The organism is Pedobacter lithocola (assembly GCF_042650845.1).
Lineage (GTDB): Bacteria > Bacteroidota > Bacteroidia > Sphingobacteriales > Sphingobacteriaceae > Pedobacter > Pedobacter lithocola.
The window spans coordinates 720,166-738,021 of sequence record NZ_JBHSBW010000013.1; the positions used below are offsets into that span (position 1 = coordinate 720,166).

17 protein-coding genes are annotated in these 17,856 nt (G+C 33.6%); 9 read left to right on the top strand and 8 right to left on the bottom strand.

All coding sequences use genetic code 11. From position 1 onward, the window contains the following. Positions 1-16: 16 nt before the first annotated feature. The gene (locus tag ACFOWA_RS17290; RefSeq protein WP_378987469.1) at positions 17-991 is read right to left on the bottom strand and encodes a hypothetical protein; all 975 of its coding nucleotides are present in this window, start codon (positions 989-991) and stop codon (positions 17-19) included. 421 nt (positions 992-1,412) lie between these two features. Here ACFOWA_RS17290 and ACFOWA_RS17295 point away from each other — a divergent pair, with 421 nt between their 5' ends. The 7 genes from ACFOWA_RS17295 to ACFOWA_RS17325 all read left to right on the top strand — a co-directional run bounded on the left by ACFOWA_RS17295 (position 1,413) and on the right by ACFOWA_RS17325 (position 6,730). Continuing rightward, on the top strand, positions 1,413-1,892 hold the full coding sequence (locus ACFOWA_RS17295) for a hypothetical protein (protein WP_378987472.1): 480 nt from the start codon (positions 1,413-1,415) through the stop codon (positions 1,890-1,892). Then, a complete protein-coding gene (locus ACFOWA_RS17300) occupies positions 1,781-2,101 on the top strand; it encodes a tyrosine-type recombinase/integrase (protein ID WP_378987750.1) in 321 nt (106 codons plus the stop codon). The genes ACFOWA_RS17295 and ACFOWA_RS17300 overlap by 112 nt, the downstream gene beginning before the upstream one ends. Positions 2,102-2,264: 163 nt before the next feature. Continuing rightward, on the top strand, positions 2,265-2,843 hold the full coding sequence (locus ACFOWA_RS17305) for a hypothetical protein (protein ID WP_378987475.1): 579 nt from the start codon (positions 2,265-2,267) through the stop codon (positions 2,841-2,843). 360 nt (positions 2,844-3,203) lie between these two features. Continuing rightward, the gene (locus tag ACFOWA_RS17310; RefSeq protein ID WP_378987477.1) at positions 3,204-4,244 is read left to right on the top strand and encodes a hypothetical protein; all 1,041 of its coding nucleotides are present in this window, start codon (positions 3,204-3,206) and stop codon (positions 4,242-4,244) included. 73 nt (positions 4,245-4,317) lie between these two features. Then, the gene (locus ACFOWA_RS17315) at positions 4,318-4,620 is read left to right on the top strand and encodes a hypothetical protein (protein ID WP_378987480.1); all 303 of its coding nucleotides are present in this window, start codon (positions 4,318-4,320) and stop codon (positions 4,618-4,620) included. Positions 4,621-5,222: 602 nt separating this feature from the next. Beyond that, complete coding sequence (locus tag ACFOWA_RS17320) at positions 5,223-6,029, top strand: carboxypeptidase-like regulatory domain-containing protein (RefSeq protein WP_378987483.1); 807 nt, start codon at positions 5,223-5,225, stop codon at positions 6,027-6,029. Between the two features lie 272 nt (positions 6,030-6,301). Continuing rightward, complete coding sequence (locus ACFOWA_RS17325; protein ID WP_378987486.1) at positions 6,302-6,730, top strand: hypothetical protein; 429 nt, start codon at positions 6,302-6,304, stop codon at positions 6,728-6,730. A gap of 53 nt (positions 6,731-6,783) precedes the next feature. On the opposite strand, the gene ACFOWA_RS17330 is transcribed toward ACFOWA_RS17325, so the two are convergent. Beyond that, positions 6,784-7,827: a 2Fe-2S iron-sulfur cluster-binding protein gene (locus ACFOWA_RS17330; protein ID WP_378987489.1), complete on the bottom strand. Its 1,044-nt coding sequence runs from the start codon at positions 7,825-7,827 to the stop codon at positions 6,784-6,786. A gap of 183 nt (positions 7,828-8,010) precedes the next feature. After that, positions 8,011-8,781 (bottom strand): lytic transglycosylase domain-containing protein, encoded by a 771-nt coding sequence (locus ACFOWA_RS17335; RefSeq protein ID WP_378987492.1) that lies wholly within the window; start codon positions 8,779-8,781, stop codon positions 8,011-8,013. A gap of 263 nt (positions 8,782-9,044) precedes the next feature. Between ACFOWA_RS17335 and ACFOWA_RS17340 the strand changes: the two genes are divergently transcribed. Both ACFOWA_RS17340 and ACFOWA_RS17345 read left to right on the top strand, forming a co-directional pair. Continuing rightward, positions 9,045-10,589, top strand: a complete 1,545-nt coding sequence (locus ACFOWA_RS17340; RefSeq protein ID WP_378987495.1) for a pseudouridine synthase — start codon at positions 9,045-9,047, stop codon at positions 10,587-10,589. An 82-nt stretch (positions 10,590-10,671) separates the two neighbouring features. Further along, positions 10,672-11,787, top strand: a complete 1,116-nt coding sequence (locus tag ACFOWA_RS17345; RefSeq protein WP_378987498.1) for a lactonase family protein — start codon at positions 10,672-10,674, stop codon at positions 11,785-11,787. Positions 11,788-11,871: 84 nt separating this feature from the next. On the opposite strand, the gene ACFOWA_RS17350 is transcribed toward ACFOWA_RS17345, so the two are convergent. The 5 genes from ACFOWA_RS17350 to tilS all read right to left on the bottom strand — a co-directional run bounded on the left by ACFOWA_RS17350 (position 11,872) and on the right by tilS (position 17,825). Next, positions 11,872-12,318 carry a KTSC domain-containing protein gene (locus ACFOWA_RS17350; RefSeq protein WP_378987501.1) on the bottom strand — a complete coding sequence of 149 codons (447 nt, stop codon included), beginning with the start codon at positions 12,316-12,318 and terminating at the stop codon, positions 11,872-11,874. Between the two features lie 291 nt (positions 12,319-12,609). Next, positions 12,610-14,490 carry a glycoside hydrolase family 35 protein gene (locus ACFOWA_RS17355; RefSeq protein WP_378987504.1) on the bottom strand — a complete coding sequence of 627 codons (1,881 nt, stop codon included), beginning with the start codon at positions 14,488-14,490 and terminating at the stop codon, positions 12,610-12,612. 248 nt (positions 14,491-14,738) lie between these two features. Beyond that, a complete protein-coding gene (gene bshA, locus ACFOWA_RS17360) occupies positions 14,739-15,878 on the bottom strand; it encodes an N-acetyl-alpha-D-glucosaminyl L-malate synthase BshA (RefSeq protein ID WP_378987507.1) in 1,140 nt (379 codons plus the stop codon). Positions 15,879-16,004: 126 nt separating this feature from the next. Next, complete coding sequence (locus ACFOWA_RS17365; protein WP_378987510.1) at positions 16,005-16,493, bottom strand: hypothetical protein; 489 nt, start codon at positions 16,491-16,493, stop codon at positions 16,005-16,007. Next, a complete protein-coding gene (gene tilS, locus ACFOWA_RS17370; RefSeq protein ID WP_378987513.1) occupies positions 16,494-17,825 on the bottom strand; it encodes a tRNA lysidine(34) synthetase TilS in 1,332 nt (443 codons plus the stop codon). Positions 17,826-17,856: the final 31 nt, after the last annotated feature.

Here is a 17,856-nt window from a genome sequence, read left to right on the forward strand (position 1 = left end):
CAATCTGTATTAAGGATTAATTGTCATAATGCCGACTTCGATTTCTGAGAAAACCTGATGCCAAACCAAAGCGCATATAACTGTAACTATCTTTAAAATAAATGTTATAATTATCTTCTCCATAATAGCCTACTGCAGCGAGCAAAAACACGTTATTCATAAAAGGAAAACTGTAATTGAAATTAACTTCAGCATTTAAACGCTTGACGGCACTCCAAATATTTTTTGCGGGGATTTTATTTACGGCATAACTTACTTCGGCGTTTAATCGCCAGGTTTCTTTTTCTTCTTTAAAACTATTTTTAATTCTGGATTTCTTTTCTATCACATCGTATTTCCTAAGAGAAACATTGTAAAGCAGCCTGGTAAAGCCGAAACCATCATCAAGAACAGGTTCGTAACGGAACCATTTATGCCATTGTAAACCAACTCTATGATTTAGAGAGAAATAACTTTCATCAGATTTAATTGGCGTAAAATTTCCGAATCGATAAGATAGGGTTAGATAGTTGGCATTAAAATTTCCGGTTTTGGTATTAATGCTACCATCATCGTTTCTGGCAGAAACATCTTGCCCGTTAGAGTGATGTGTAAATGCAAGCTCTGCATATTTATAATGATTTGGGTTTGGGTTTAACCTGGCAAAAAGCGAGCCTCCTAGACGAAAGCTTGGCGTTCTAACTCCGGCAGATAATTCGTTTCTAACCCGAACAGTAAAATCAGGAATTACAGCAAAAGCAATAGGCGATTTATAACTACCCAGCAACATGTAAGTTGTAGTTAATCTACCATTAATTACATATTTCGTGGGTGCACCAATTTCGCCAGCTGGCGATGTATAAGCAAAATCGGCATTTTCTTTATAAAGCTTTACATATTCCTTGTTCGCAATTTCTCTTTTTTGGAGGAGTGAATCTTTATCTATTTTCTGAGCAAAAATTTTAATGCAACAAAAACTAAATATTAGAAACAAGAGCAGATACTTTTTCATTAAACCATAAACGTTAGGAATTGAAGATTGGTTTTGTTAGTATAGAAATACCATCCGATATATTAAAGCGCAGTAGCCATAAACACCAATTATTTTTGCTTGATCAAACTGTAAATAACTAGCTCAGGTTACATTTCTTTTACATTGATGTGAAAATATATTAATTTTAACCATCATCCCATAATAAGCAACTTAAACTTTATTATGGTACGCCTCAATTTAAATTCCTTTATTAGTGGTGGAAGTATATCCACTCAAAAATATTGCGATAACAAATGTGGCTTCGGTTACCTTCCTTGCCAAAACATTGATAAAAATTTACAGAATATTTCTATCAATCAGACTTTAACAACCAACCATTTGCTAATGGTAAAATCTACATCGTTGTTGATGGTTTTGAAAAATTACAACCTCTAAAATAATGAAAAAAGAAGTTGTGAAATGGGAAGCCAAATTACTTAAGCACCATAAACAAAGTAGAATAGGTATATATTTTGATAAACATGCTGCATTAATTGCCGAGATTAAAGAAATTAAAGGTGTGCGATGGAGCCATACTTTAAAGGCCTGGCATATACCCGATGTTGTAGAAAACAGGTTAAGGTTTAAGCTACCCGAAAAAATTATTGGCATACAAAATATTTCAAAAATTAATTTGGTAAACCAAAAAGCTTATCAAGCTTATATCGATACGTTATATTTAAAAGCCTATAGCTGCTCTACTATAAAAACTTATAACCAAAAGTTATCCATGATAGATATACCAATTTACCAGAAACAATATTACCAATTTTACGAGCCTATTACACCGCATATAAATCAAAGAAATTTTTATTTGAAGGTCAATTTGGCGATCAATACAGCATTAGAAGTGCCCAATTGGTATTTAAACAGAGCTTAGCCCGAGCAAAGATTAATAAATATGTTGGCATACACAGTTTAAGACACAGCTTTGCTACACATTTGTTAGAGCAAGGAACAGACATTAGCTACATACAAAAATTATTAGGCCATGAGGATATAAAAACTACATTGATTTATGCGAAGGTTGGTAAGAAAGATTTGACAATGGTACAGAGCCCCTTGGATAAAATAAATTTTGAGAAATAGTTGCGTTTTTTAAGTAGGCTTTTAAGCAGAGTGTACTCAAAACGCAATACAAAAAAGATAGAGTATGGCTTAAGGACGCCTAGAGCAAGATTTTTTACGTGATACAACTTATGGTTGTTTCATATATTTGGGAGTTATAGCCAATTGTAAAACGACACAAAGAATGAAATCAACAATATTAATTTCGACAATTATGTTTTTTAGTTTCAGTTGCAAACAAAACGACAGGTTCTTTCCTGACAAGAAAACTGTATTGACTACAGAGTATTCAAATTTTGACAACTTTTTTCCTATTGCAACTCTTGACCTAAACAATAAAGGAGTTAAAGACAAAATACACGTAATGTATGTAAGTTTTGACCCTGACATTGACCACAAGGAACCCTTTCCTGATAAAGATTATATTGATGAATTTACTTTTAACATAACAGAAAATGGACTGTATCAGCCAACATTTGACAAATCGGCATTGACAATTGGGAAGGACTTTGAAAAGTATATTAAGGAAGGTCAAGAAAAGTATCTAAAAGTCAAAGCTGAAAATAAAACTTCGACACTAATTGAAATTATAGATGAACCTGAGTGGTGGCAAAACGACCAAACTCCATTAAATTCAAAGGGACAAAAGATGAAATTTATTTGCCAAGTAGACATTTATGAAACATTCAATGACGACTGCCGACTTTACGTATTTTATGACCAAGGTGACAGAAAAGTAAAGTATGTATATCAACGAACATAGGACAAGAATAACAACTGGCTATAACACGGGTTTTGCGTCAGGCGGGCTGACGTGCAAACTTGGAGCCTTGTGCTTCTATTCAAGTTCAGTAGCAGGTTGACAGTTTTGTGCTCCGAAACCCACCCGAACGCAAAGCCCGAAACCGTTAGCTATAATTTTAATAAGAGCTTTAAACTGTTAAAAAAATAAAACTTAAGCTAACTAGGAAAAAGCTTCGCTGCTTACATCCTGTAGGAACAATCCAAAAATATTATTTACCATAGTGGATTTTTAATTGAGCTCCTACCCTCCTATTTGCCAAGCAAAACATAATGCGAAATGCTAAACTATCTTATCTAAATTAAAACGCTACAAAAACGAATGAGAAAAAAAATAATCATAGGCATCTTACTATTTTTAGGATTGTTTTGCGGAATATGCTTTTATTGGGGATACACAATTCCTCAAAAAGATAAACACAAAGACTGGATTTTTTTTCCTGAAGATAAAGACACTGAATTCGCTATTGAGAAAACAGGTATCTGTATAGATCCTTTTCAATTACATTTTCCTTCGCTCAAAGGAAGCATCATATTAAATCAGGATGAAGATAAATATTATAGCACCACAATTGTTGATGAGCACTATAGAACTGTAAAAATACTTCCAAAAGCCAAATCATTTTATATCGACTCTGCCAATCATAGGATAATATTAGATGAATCTAGTTTGGATAATGACAGCACGAGCCAGCTTTTTGGTTATGATTTGAAAAATTTTGAAAAGAGTGGTCCATTAATTATTAATAAGCACCCCATAAAAGAAACCTTTCGGGAGTTTGTGAATCGTAAAAATTACACTTACGTTCCCGCTGATTCAAAACGCGACGAACAATGGACAGCAGAATACATTGCAGGCAAACCAAAGGAAACAAATTTTTATAAAAAACTCTCTGCCGTTACAGAGCTATCGAATATGTATGATGAGTTGAACGTTCATTGCTACACAGATAATAACGGGCAGTTGTTTGATATTGAAGATGCCGAATCATTCACAGATAGAATCCATGATATATGGGAAAGCCTATATTTACTTTTCCCAAACTATGATAAAGAAACTACAGGGCTTTTACCCCGAGATTATATTCGATTTATTGAAAGTGATAAACCTTCTGTGTACAGTAACTTTTTATATGTTGGCGTATTTTTTAGCCCCATAGAATTTAGGCAGTGGAACATCAACTATTACAGTATAAAATTTGGAAATAAATCTTTTAATTTTAAAGATATGGAAGATGATGACAATTATTTTGAACAGTTAAATACTCCAAAAAACGAAAAAGACACACTTTTTATGTTCGGTAGTCAATCGGTTTACCAGGTTTATCTAAAAAGTAACAGAAAACAAAAACTAAAACTTTAAAAGGTTTTGCAAAAGGCTAGTTGGTTAAAAAACTCCGAAAATTTAGATAATCTAGCTTTAATTAAAACATGCAATGAACACCACCCAAAAGCTAAAAATACTGAAAGTAATTAAAATCATCTTACTGATTGTCTTCATACCAATTATCTTGTTTTACCTGGGTATTATTTTACCTGAATATTTAGCATGTGTAAATTGCAATTATGAAGGCGCTATGGGTGTTGATATTTGGGGAAACGAAGTACAATGTTTCGGAGAAAGTAAGGATTTTAGCGAAGTGTTTTTTCAGCTTGCATCAATAATAGTAGCTGGGTTTTCTATTATTTTATTTCTAATTCTGTTTTTATTCATCGGCTTAAAAAAAACACATCCATAAAAGAATTGTACAGTGTTGTTTATAAAAACGTAACAGCCATAATCATTTACACTATTCTTTGTTACGCACTACGCTTTGGAGCAAAATAACTCGCATCTAAGTCGCCTCTTAATTAAAGCTTTCCTATTGTTAATTTCAAATAATTTCGTTTTATTTGAAAAAGAAGAAAACTTCTAGCCAAAAGGCTAAATCTCTATTGTAATAAATAAAATCATCCCAAGATTTATTTTTTAATTACAACTTTTATAAAAATGGATATACTTACCAAAAACAGCTCAATTAACATTTTAATGCTTTAAAAGTATATTATGCTAAAGTTTAAATCAACTATTTATTATTTCTCAAATCATCAACATTACATTAGCATTTGGTCAATACAAAAAAATAAGAAAGAGAAATTAACCATCATCCAGAACAAATACTTCTATAAAACACACCGCTAAATGGTCGCTAAAATTTAATGTATAAAAAATCAAATAACCATTTATCAGAGAAGGTAAATTTATGGGTGACTGTAAAAATGATTTCTCTAGCAAAGGCTACTTATGGGTAGCATAACTTCAAAGTTTAAACCCATTTGTAAAACCAACTAAAAAACCGAAATGAGATATTTTCTATATTTTATGTTATTGCTATTTTTCTCTTGTAAAACAACAAATAATTTTTATCAGGGGAGAGTTATTGATGAGCAAAATAAAGCTATTGAGTTTGTAATTGTGGCTGAAGAGAGCGGAAACAGAAATACCAAAACCGATAAAAACGGATACTTTAAACTAGATAGAAATCGTAATGTTTTAGAAGATTTAATTTTTAGTAAATCAGGTTATGTTACAGATACAATTCCTACTGTTTGGCATCAATCTGGAGAAACAACTGAGTACAATTTTATTGAGAAAGAGACCTCAGTTGTAAGATTAAAAGCTGCCAAAATTTATGAAAAGTTGGATTTAACCACTACCCTACCAAAATCAGAAAATAGAAAAATACCTAAAACTTGGGAGAGCCTAAATGCCATTCAAAAAGATTGGATAGAAGTAAAAAAAGATGAAAAAGGCTATTTAATTTATGAACCCTGCGATGGAGTTACCAGACGAATTACACTTAAGGATGGTAACTTATACATTCAATTTCAAATGGAACAGGCGTATAAATTTTACATCGATAAATTTACCAGAATAATTGGCAATGAATCCTTTAGTCTTGATGCTTACGAGGAAAGTACTCAAACAGGATTTCGCGTATCAGCCAAAATAATTGATGCTGACAATGGATTGGTTTTGTGGCAATTCAATAAAGAAAAATGGTTAATGACTCCTATTGAAAATGCAGCAAATTTTAGAAAAATAAAAAATAACTGCCCGAACGAAAAACGAGGTGAGCTACATTTTGAGCAACCACTAGAAGAATAAATAAGGTTTACATGCACTATGAAAATAATATATAGTATCATCTCATCCATTTTATTTTTAAAAGAAGGATATTTCTCTGATAGCACAGGCAGCGTTTTTATTGTTTTGCTAATGATTCTACTAACAATTTCAGTTTATTTAATTAAAAATTCTGGCATGAGTGACTTTAACAAATCCAAACTATTTAGCTAAATAATTCATAGTATTATGGTCATCTATAAAATTAAAAATATACCGAACTATCGCTTATCACGAAAAATAAAAAACCAATTATGAAATTATTTTTTACATTTTTACTATTAACACTTTATACGCAAACATTCGCACAAACTGGCAATTTGTATAAAGGCACAATCAACAATAAAATTAAAATCACGCTTTACCTGCAGGGATTAAATGAAGGTACCAACGCCGACCAAATCATTGGAGTTTATAAATACGACACCAACAAAGATTACATTTTATTGAACGGCTATAGAAACAATAATGGAAATATAAGTTTCATTGAATTACCAAATACAAATTTCACAGGAACCTTTCTAGGTACTTTAACCAAAAATAGAATTGTTGGAAAATGGATAAGTGCAAATCAAACCAAACAGTATCCATTTGAATTAACTGAAATTGTAGCAACCAAAGAACAACTTAATACGTTTGAAAATGGTTTGGTTGAGAAAGGAAAAGAATTTAGGAATTATTAAAAATCCGATTAGAATGTCTTTAGTTACCTAAAATTAAACATTTTAAAAAAATCTTACCATTCAATTGTGGTTCCATTTTCTGTAGGATGACCGGTACAAACTAAAACCCTTCCCCTTTCAATTTCATCATCTGTTAGCACTTCATTATAATCCATTCTAACGCCACCTCTTGTGCAATTGGCTACACAAGTACTGCAAACGCCGCCATGACAACTATAAGGCAATTTAATTTTATGTTCTAAAGCAACATCTAAAATTCGCTTTGGCCAAGGCACATTCAGGTTATATATTTTACCTTCAAAATTTAAAATAACTGAATACGTGTTTTTATCAACAACCTTTTCAGAACTGTCGTCTTCATCAACTTCATCTTCGGGCAATACAAATGTTTCTCGTTTAATTTGTTTAATATCGAAACCCATACCCAAAAGAGTAATTCGGCATAAATCCATGTAAATTATTGGTCCGCATGAATAGAATAAAGCCTTATCCCTCTCGTAAATTAAATGCTCCTTTAAAATTCTTTCAATATAAAATTTGTTTAACCTTGCAGCTAACAAATTTTTACTATTGCTAAATACAAATATGATTTTTAATCGTTCAGGATATTTTTTCTGCCATTCAATCAGTTCATCATAAAATAAAGTGCTCTCTAGCGTACGATTGCTGTAAACGAGTGTAATTTTCGATTGCCTTTCACTTATTAAAGCGGTTTTCATTATCGAGAATAATGGTGTAATGCCAACGCCTGCAGCGAAAAGAAATACATCGCGTTTTAAATCCCCTTCTGGTAGATAAGTAAATAAACCTTGAGGCTCTTGAGCTAAAAGAACATCTCCTATCGAGGTTTTATGATGTAATAATCTTGAAATCTCTCCATTTTCTACACGTTTTACCGTAATTGAAAGGGGCTCGTTTAAGTCGGGCGAACTATTAAAGGAATAAGAACGCCGAACTTCTTTGTTTTTTCCTTCGAAAATTAAGGATAGAAACTGACCAGCAAGATACTTAGGATAATCTCCATCTAAAGGTTGGAGTTGTAGTGTTATGTTATCTCCAGGCTGATTTATTATATTCTCTATTCGAAGTTTATACATATATGCAAATAAAGGAATTTGAGTTTAAAGCTGAAAGATAAGAGATTAAAGACTAAAGCTGAAAGATCAAAGACAAAGTTAGGATATAAGGGATAAATGACGAATGATAAAACCTGTGAATCAACTTCAAAAAAAACGTCCTGAATAATCAGGACGCCTTACCAAATGCTTGTCTTTTATTTTTTATTCGGCATTGTATGCCAATAATTCTTTAGGTTTATCGTAACCATAACGTACAGGGTGTTCAATAATCTGTTTCATCGAAATTACTTTGTAAACGTACCCACCGGTTTCACGGTTTAGGCGCATTTTATAGTAATTATCTTGATTTTGATTATTAATCTGCTTGCGTAAGCGACCATCGCCTACATTGTATGCCGCAGCAACCAATGTCCAGCTTTCTAAACCTTTATACATTTCTTTAATGTATTTGCATGCTGCAACGGTAGATTTGCGCAAGTTGTAGCGTTCATCATTTCTTCCGTTAACTTTTAAACCATAGCTACGAGCTGTACCCGGCATAAACTGCCAAACACCTGCTGCACCTTTTGGCGAAACGCCGGCTTGCATGCCCGATTCTACTAATGCTAAATACTTAAAATCATCAGGAATTCCATAAGCTGCTAAAATAGGCTCGATAATCGGAAACCATTCTGCAGCTTTTCGCTGTAAACGATGCGTTTGCGTATTGCCGTAAGTATGAGCTGCAAGGATTTTTTTCATTTTGCGTTCTACCTTTTTATCGCCTAATGGCAAGGTTTCTTCGGCAAAATTTAACTGTGCCATTAAAGATTTTTTCTCTGTCTTTGGCTTTTCAGTTACTGGTATTGTAGTGTTAAATTTTTCTTCTTTTAAAAGACTTTTTTGTGCTAAGGGCATTTGGTAAGCGAACACTTTTGCCATAATAAATAGTGCTGCCACTACCGAAAATGGTATGATGTGTTTCTTTAACATTTTCCTCCTTTTTTTGGTGAACTTATAAAAAACGTTGACAAAGGTAAAAATTAATAACCAGATTACCAACTAGTTACCAAATTATATGTCAAAATCTTAGTTTAAACTGCTTTAAACCAAGATTTTTAATTTTGATTTTCATCAATTTTTATCTATGTTAGAGGCTATTTTTCGACAAAATTTTATACCTCATACCGATTGCGAAATTCAGCAATTTTGCATAAATTTGCAGCCCGCATTTCAGGTGTGGCTAAAAGTGTATCATGATAAACAAAAACAACAGGAACAGTCGGGATGACAAGTCCAATCCGGGAAGCCGAAAAACCGAAGGCAGAAGTAACGCCGGTGGTTCTGACAGAAAAAGATCAGAAGACAAAGACAGTAAATTCAAAAAATCATCCGATTCTAAAACCGGCTTCAGACCCAGAAGCACTGACGGTAAAGATTTCAAATCTAAATCTTTCGGAGACAAAAAAGATTTTAAATCCAGAAGTAGCGATAGAGATTTTAAATCAAAAGATGGTGAAGCAAAAGGCTTCAAATTTGGCGATAGAGAATTCAAATCAAAAGATTCAACCTCAAGAGGTAGCGAACGCGAATTCAAACCAAGAGAAGGTGGTTCTAGAGATTATAAACCAAGAACGGGTGATAGAGATTTCAAATCTAGAGATGGTGGTTCCAGAGATTTTAAACCAAGAACAGGCGATAGAGATTTTAAATCAAGAGATAATAAAGAAGGTGGCGCAAGAGACTATAAACCACGAGGAGATCGTGATTTCAAATCTAAGGATGGAGATTCGAAAGATTTTAAACCAAGAAAAGGCGGAGCAAGAGATTACAAGCCACGAACAGGCGAACGCGACTTTAAATCAAGAGCTGGTAAAGAAGGCGGATACAAAGACTTTAAGGCTAGGGGCGCAAGAAATGATGACTTTAAGCCAAGTGCAGGAAGTTCTAGAGATGTAAAGCCAAGAGAAGGTGCTGATAGCAGACCTTTTAGAAAACGTGAAGAAAGCCAGCCAAGAGATACAGAATTTAACCGTGAGGAAAGAACTGTAATTAAGCAGGGGCGCAAAACAAATGAAGATAAAGGCTTAATACGCCTAAACAGATATATTTCAAACGCAGGAATTTGCTCTCGCCGTAAAGCAGACGAATTGATTGCAGCAGGTATTATTACCGTTAACGGAGAAGCTGTAACAGAATTAGGCCATAAGGTAGATCCGGCTAAAGACCAGGTTCGTTATAACGGTGAATTACTTAAACGCGAAAAGAAAGTTTACGTTTTATTAAATAAACCAAAAGATTACATCACCACTACAGATGATCCTCAGGAACGCCGTACAGTTATGCAACTGGTGGATAAAGCTAGTCGCGAGCGGATTTACCCTGTTGGACGTTTAGACCGTAACACTACTGGTTTGTTGTTAATGACAAATGATGGTGATTTAGCTGATAAATTATCTCATCCTAAAAACGGCATAACTAAAATATACAACGTAGAATTGGATAAATCTTTATCACAAGGAGATTTAAATAAAATTCAGTTTGGTTTAGAGTTAGAAGATGGCTTAATTAAACCAGATAACATTTCATACGTAACCGGTGGTACAAAAAAAGAAATTGGCATTCAAATTCATAGTGGCAAAAACCGCATCGTACGCCGTATTTTCGAACATTTAGGTTATAATGTAGAGAAATTAGATAGAGTTGTTTATGGTAATTTAACCAAGAAAGATTTACCTAGAGGAAGATGGCGCTACCTTGAAGAGCATGAATTAATTCAGATTAAACACCTTATTAAATAATACTAAAAGCAATCGAAAGATTGCTTTTTTTTGTTAGCCTTAATTTTTCTCATATTTGTTTACAATCTAAAAAATCAGTTCTATGAAAAAGTATAATTTACTTTTGTTATTTATGACCATATCCATAGCGGCTTTAGCGCAGCAAACCAGTTATAATCTATTAATCGGCACCTACACCAACACACCTGCGAAAAGCGAAGGCATTTACACTTTTAACTTTAATACCTCAACTGGAAATACAAAAATAAAAAGCATTACGAAAAATGTTTCAAATCCCAGTTACATAGCAATATCACCAGATGGGAAATTTGCCTACTCGGTTAACGAATCTGGTAGTAGCAGTAGCGTAAGCGCATTTAAGTATAATAGTTTAACTGGTGCACTTACATTTACAAACAAAGTTGATAGTGAAGGTGCTGATCCATGCTACATTACTGTTGATAATGATAATGTAATTGTAGCAAACTATAGCGGTGGCAGCTTAGCGGTTTTTAATCGCAAAGCTAATGGTGCTTTAAATACAGCGGCATTGGTAATTAAACATTCTGGTAAAAGCATCGATCCAAAAGGAAGGCAACAAAGTGCTCATGTGCACATGGTTAAATTTACGCCCGATAAAAAGTTTTTAATTTGCAATGACTTAGGCGAAGACCAAATTTACATTTACAGCTATAATCCAAAAAGTAAACAACAGATTTTATCTTTAAGGAATGTTTTAAAAACGACTCCAGGCACTGGTCCTAGGCATATAACATTTAGTCCGAATGGCAAATTTGCCTATTTAGCACACGAATTTAATGGAAGTATTACAGGCTATGTTTATTCGAACGGAAGTTTAAAGAAAATTCAGGAAATTGGTACAACACCAAAAGGATTTGAAGGCAGAATTGATGCTGCAGACATACATGTTTCTGCTGATGGAAAATTTCTTTACGAAACCAACAGAGGCGATGCCAATACAATCTCTGTATTTTCGATATTACCGACTGGAATATTAAGATTTGTTGAAACGGTTAGCACTTTAGGAAAAGGACCAAGAAACTTTTCTATCGACCCGAGTGGGAAGTTTTTATTGGTTGCGCATCAATATACGAACGATGTTGTAATTTTTAAACGCAATAAACTTACAGGCAAACTAACCGATAGTGGCAAAAAAATAGCAGTTGCTGCACCAGTTAACTTAATATTTACGAAGTAGCGGTTAAGATTGAACAAAGTATAAATTTGATAAATCTTTAAGCATAAAAAAAGCTCCAAAATATTTTGGAGCTTTTTTTATGCTTTATGCTGGCTCAGCAACTTTAGCTACATTGCGATAAGGAAAATCGCTAAATATATGTCGGCGGGCAAAACGTCCTGGCGAATCAGCATTTACTAACTTTACATAAATGGCTTTAGGCACATCAAAGTATTCGTAAGCGCTTCCATCAAAAAACTGAATGTTTAATACTTGTTGTTTGTATTCAAAATCCAAAATATTCGATTTCGTAATGGTTTCGGTATAAGTTTCGATATTTTGCTCACGAGTTTCGGGAGCAATGCTAACTAAAAAGTGATAAGCTTCGATAATATCTTTACTTCTTGCTTCTGCTTCTAATTTTTCTTCTTCCTGCTGAAATTTATCTGGGTGACAATCTTTCATTAATGTGCGGTACACCGATTTTAGATCTTTTAATTCAGCATTTTTATCTACACTTAAAAGCTTTCTGTAATCAACAATTTTTTTCATCTAACCTATTTTCTAATATTAACACGAAACCTTTGCAATTTTGTTAAGGTTTCAAAGGCGCAAAGGTACAATTTATAATGCTTTGATTTTGAGAAAGTTTTGTTTTTTAAGATCTATTTTATCTGACATTAAAATTAATTAGCTTTTAGCAGTGCTGATAATGAAATGGTTGCGAAAATATCTACAGAAATAATTAGCGAAAAGATAGTTTTGAGCAGAATTAAAAACCAAAGTTTGAGCTATTCGTAAATCACGATAAATACTTCAACAGGTTCAGTATAATTTTAAATCTTATTTCGGTATACCATTTTCAGATTTTAATTCTTCTAAAATTGGCGTTGAGATGGATTTTACAGACTTATGCATAACATCGTTTTTTTGCTCTAAAATTAAAATATCGTTTTTCCCAACTTTTAACCAGCAACCTGGTACATATAAAGTTTGCTGCGGACCAACGCTCCAATATCTGCCAATGTTTACCCCATTTATAAACACAATTCCTTTGCCCCAATCACGCATATCAAGAAAGGTGTCGCCAGTTTTCGCTAGTGTAAAATTACCTTCATAAATAGCAGGTTTACCCGCAGTTGCTGTGTTTTTATTGGTGGTGAGGTTAGGAACAACATCCATAGGAAGTTTAAACATATCCCAATTGCCTGTAATGGTTTCGCCATTAATAATTACCGGAGAAATAATGCCTTTGGTACTATTAACGATTTTAGCTCCATAATTTATCCGGCCCATATTTTCCACAAAAATATCCAGTGTTGCATTAAAAGGAATATCAATATCACAATCGTATTTTTTATAATAACTATTTAACTCGGCTACTTTTGTTCCATTAACATAAACTAAGGCATAATCTCTAAGCCCTTTCAGTTCTAATTTACCACTAATGGGTTGCTTAAACTTTTTACTGTACCAAACATAACCATGGCCTTGGTTCAATTCTTCAAAGGTTAACGGCTTATCGCTGCTAACAGGTTTCACGTTATTTTTTACATCTTCCAAATCTATCGCCTTAGTTAAAGCAATATTCGGAATTTCAATTACCGGGATTTTTGCAGGAATAGCTGGTGTTTCTGCCTTTTTAAGCAAATTGCGAAGTGCGATGTATTTATCAGTTACCCAACCTGCTTCGCTAATTGGTGCATCATAATCATAACTGGTTAAATCTGGCTGGATATCATGTTTATTATCATAATTAGCACCCGATGTAAAACCAAAGTTTGTACCACCATGAACCATGTAATAATTAAAGGATACGCCACCATCTAAATATTTTTGTGTCTGCTTAACAATACTTTCAGTAGAAACTTTTGGAAATGGTTCTGCCCAGTGTTCTAACCAACCCGGGTAAAATTCTGTAACCATATAAGGACCTTTGCCGCCGTTATATTTATTTACTACTTCTTTTAGTTTTGCAACATCATCTTCACCATTTGCAGTTGGTAATGCCCCAGGTAAAGCACCGCCTTCAAAAAGCCAGCTTCCATCAGATGTAAAAAAGGGAACATTGAAACCAACATCTTTTAGTTGTTGAAATACCGCTGCACTATATTTTTTGTGTTCCTCTAAACTTATATCTTTCCTTTGCGAAACGTAAGAACCAAATTCATTTTCACCTTGAACCATAATTATTGGTCCGCCGTTGGTTACCAAAAGGCTTTTAACCTGACCATATAAAGCTGTAAAATATGCTTTTGTAGCAGACAGATATTGCTCCTTATTGCCACGAATAACCATTCCAGGTACTTTTTGTAAAAACCAAGGATAGCCGCCAAATTCCCATTCGGCACAAACATAAGGCCCAGGACGAAGAATAACGTACAGCCCTTCTTCCTGAGCAATTTTAATATATTCAGCAATATTTTTATTATCTGATTTGAAATCCCAAACGCCGGGAGCAGTTTCATGGTAGTTCCAAAACACGTAAGTAGCTACAGCATTTAAGCCCATGGCTTTCATCATTTTTAACCGATGACGCCAATACGGCTTGGGGATACGGGCATAATGCATTTCACCACTATGGATTTGCACAGGTTTGCCATCTAAAAGAAAATTTCCATCGGCAATGGCAAAGCTATGTTTAATAGATTTTGATGTGTTTTGTGCTTTAGCGTTTACGACAAAAGCTAATAGCAAAAAAATGGTAAAAATTTTGGTTCTCATTGTGTTTTTCATCAAACGTTTAATTCCCGAAATTTGGATTTAGCGGAATATATATTTTTTAGAAAAAAACAGCTCATTAAAGAAGTTCTATCAAAAAACCGAATAACCCGGCTTAATATTATTGAAAAACTCTAATTTAAGTCAAACGTTTGATTGCTTTATACGCTTCAAAAACGAACTTTTTTTTCTATTAATTATATACTCAAACCTTTAAATATAACGTTTAGAGCACAAAAAATTAAATTTAACTATTTAGGCTGCAAAGAATTTTCTATTACTTCTTTATAATAATCAACATAAGATGGAAGTATTTTTTTCAAATCAAAATCTTGCGCTCTCGTAAATGCATTTTCTTTGAAACGGTTCAAAGTTTCATCATCCTTTAAAATTTCTATTCCGTGGGCAGCCATCGATTCTACATCTCCAACATTGCTCATGTAGCCGCAAAAACCATCAACATTTAACTCAGGTAAACCGCCAGCATTGGTTGTAATAACCGGAACTTTGCATGCCATTGCTTCTAATGCTGCCAATCCGAAACTTTCAGATTCTGACGGCATTAAAAATAAATCAGAAACAGAAAGAATTTCTTCAACAGCATCCTGTTTACCTAAAAAGCGTACATGATCGCAAATGTTAAGTGTGCGGCACAATTGCTCATCATAAGCACGCTCTGGTCCATCACCAACCATCAATAATTTTGAAGGAATAACAGCCTGAATCTTTTCGAAGATTCGAATTACATCGGCAGTGCGTTTTACTTTTCTAAAATTACTGGTATGAATTAATATACGTTCGTTGTTTGGCGCAATTGCTTTTTTAAAGTGATCTTTTGCCTGCAAACTAAAACGATTAAAATCTATAAAATTTGGAATAACTTTAATATCCTTTGTAACCTCGAAATGGTTATAGGTATCATCTTTTAAATCTTGTGATACCGTTGTTACACCATCGCTTTGATTTATAGAAAAGGTAACAACAGGCTTATAAGTAGGATCTTTACCAACAAGGGTAATATCTGTACCATGAAGTGTAGTTACAACCGGAATATGTATGCCATAACTTGCTAAAATTTGCTTCGCCATAAAAGCTGCAGAAGCATGAGGAATGGCGTAATGAACATGTAAGACATCTAACTGTTCGAAACGAACAACATCTACCAATTTACTTGCAAGAGCCGATTCATAAGGTGCATAATCAAATAAAGGATAATCTCTTACCGAAACTTCGTGATAGAATAAGTTTGAGGAAAAGAAGTCGAGCCTTGCCGGCTGACTATACGTGATAAAATGAACCTGATGACCTTCGTTAGCAAGCGCTTTACCAAGCTCTGTTGCAACTACTCCACTACCACCAAAAGTGGGGTAGCAAACAATTCCTATCTTCATTTTTATTGTATTGTTGTTATGGCAAATGTAACCCAATTATATCTAATTTGAGTGTAAGACAATTGCAATAAAAAGGATAGAATTGGTAATGGATTTATTAAAGAATTTCTAAAAAACTAAACTTAACTATTTAGATTTTTTCATTTCTTCCTTGATTACAAGCAGAAGCTCATTCGGGCGTTGAGTACCTATGAAATATTCTAAACCATCTCTATCAGTCAAAACAACTGCATCTTTTCCTGAAGAATAGAAACGAATGGTTCCTTTTGTGTGTAAATTATAAACCGGATTATTGAAGAAATACCGACTATAAGTAGCTTTCTTAACGTCAATGATACTGTTCAAATCTATCTTAACGCGTTTGGTTGTCCAGAGTCCATCTAAAATTAAACTTCCATTATCAACCACAATTTTATATTGAATTAAAAAAAGCAAAAGCATAGAAACGCCAATAATGCCAAATCCTACTACTAAAAATAAATCCTGAGTATTATCACGGTCGCGTTCGTAAACGTAAGCAGCAAAACAAAATGCAGCCATTATCAGCCTGATGAATATGCGAACATAATCTCTGCCGATGTACTGTTTTTCGATGTATGCGAATTTGCTTTCCACTTATTTAATTTTGAGTTCGAATATAGCAACTTTTTTTGTTGAGTTAGATAATTTGTAACGGTTATCCTGCCGCATACCGGCAATCCATATAATTTCACCATTTCCATTAACTAAAATCGGCACGTTTGATTTTATATGCAAAGGCACCTTTTCATCAATGAAGAAATCGCTGATTTTCTTAAATCCTCTCATCCCTAACGGAATAAATCTATCGCCAGTTTGCCAATTTCTGATAATCAAAGGGAATTGTAGTACACTTGAATCAACAAAGATTTTATTTTTATCGGTCTCAAATTTTAGTTCATCAGTAAACTGAAGCTGAAAAATATGTTCATTATATTCGAATTGACTATCGTTTATATGAACAGATTTATGTAGATGTTCTTCTGTACTAATTTTACTAATAATTAAATAATCACGATTTATTGTTGCCTGATGGCTTGCGCTAAAAAATTTAATACCACTTTGTTTATTTAAGGCTTCAGTAATTTCTTCAACAACGGTTTCTAAAAAACTATAAGGTTTTAACAATTCGAAAAGTAAAAGCTTTTGTGGGTTTAGGGCTTTAATTTCTTCAATCGAAATGAAAATCCCATCGGCTTGCTCTAAAACAATTTCATTAGCGATTTTTACAACATGTAAATTCAAAAAGCTTTCTACATCGGCAAAACGAGCACTATTTTTAGCAAAGGTATGTTCAAGATTTGGGTTAATGTTTTGAAGGTGAGGAATAACTTCCAATCGCAATTTATTGCGCACATAATCTGTACTTGCGTTCGAACTATCTTCTACAAAAGAGATGTTATTTTCATCAACCAAATGATCAATTTCATTGCGAGTTAAGAAAAGTAGCGGCCTGATAAGCTTATCTCGTTTTGGCAATATGCCATGTAAACCACTAATTCCGGTACCTCTAACTAAATTAATCAGTACAGTTTCAACGGTATCGTTTTGGTGCTGGGCCAATGCAACATAATCATAGCCATGGGTAGTTCTTATTTCCTCAAACCAACTGTAACGCAAATCCCTTGCTGCCATTTGGGTAGAAATTTTATGCTCGTCGGCATATTTTTTTGTATCAAACTGCGTTACATAAAAAGGCAAGTTTAAGGATTGTGCCAGCGTTTTAACAAAATGCTCGTCACGTTGGGCTTCATCTTTCCTTAAATTAAAATTGCAGTGCGCTACACCAACATCAATACCACAAGTTTTAAAAAAATGTAACATCAAAACAGAATCTTTACCTCCGCTTACCGCTAAAAGAATTCTATTGCCCGTAACAAATAACTGTTCTTGTTGAATAAAATCGAGAAATTTTTGTACGGGTAGCATTCACCAAAAATATTTAATTTTAACCGGTTTC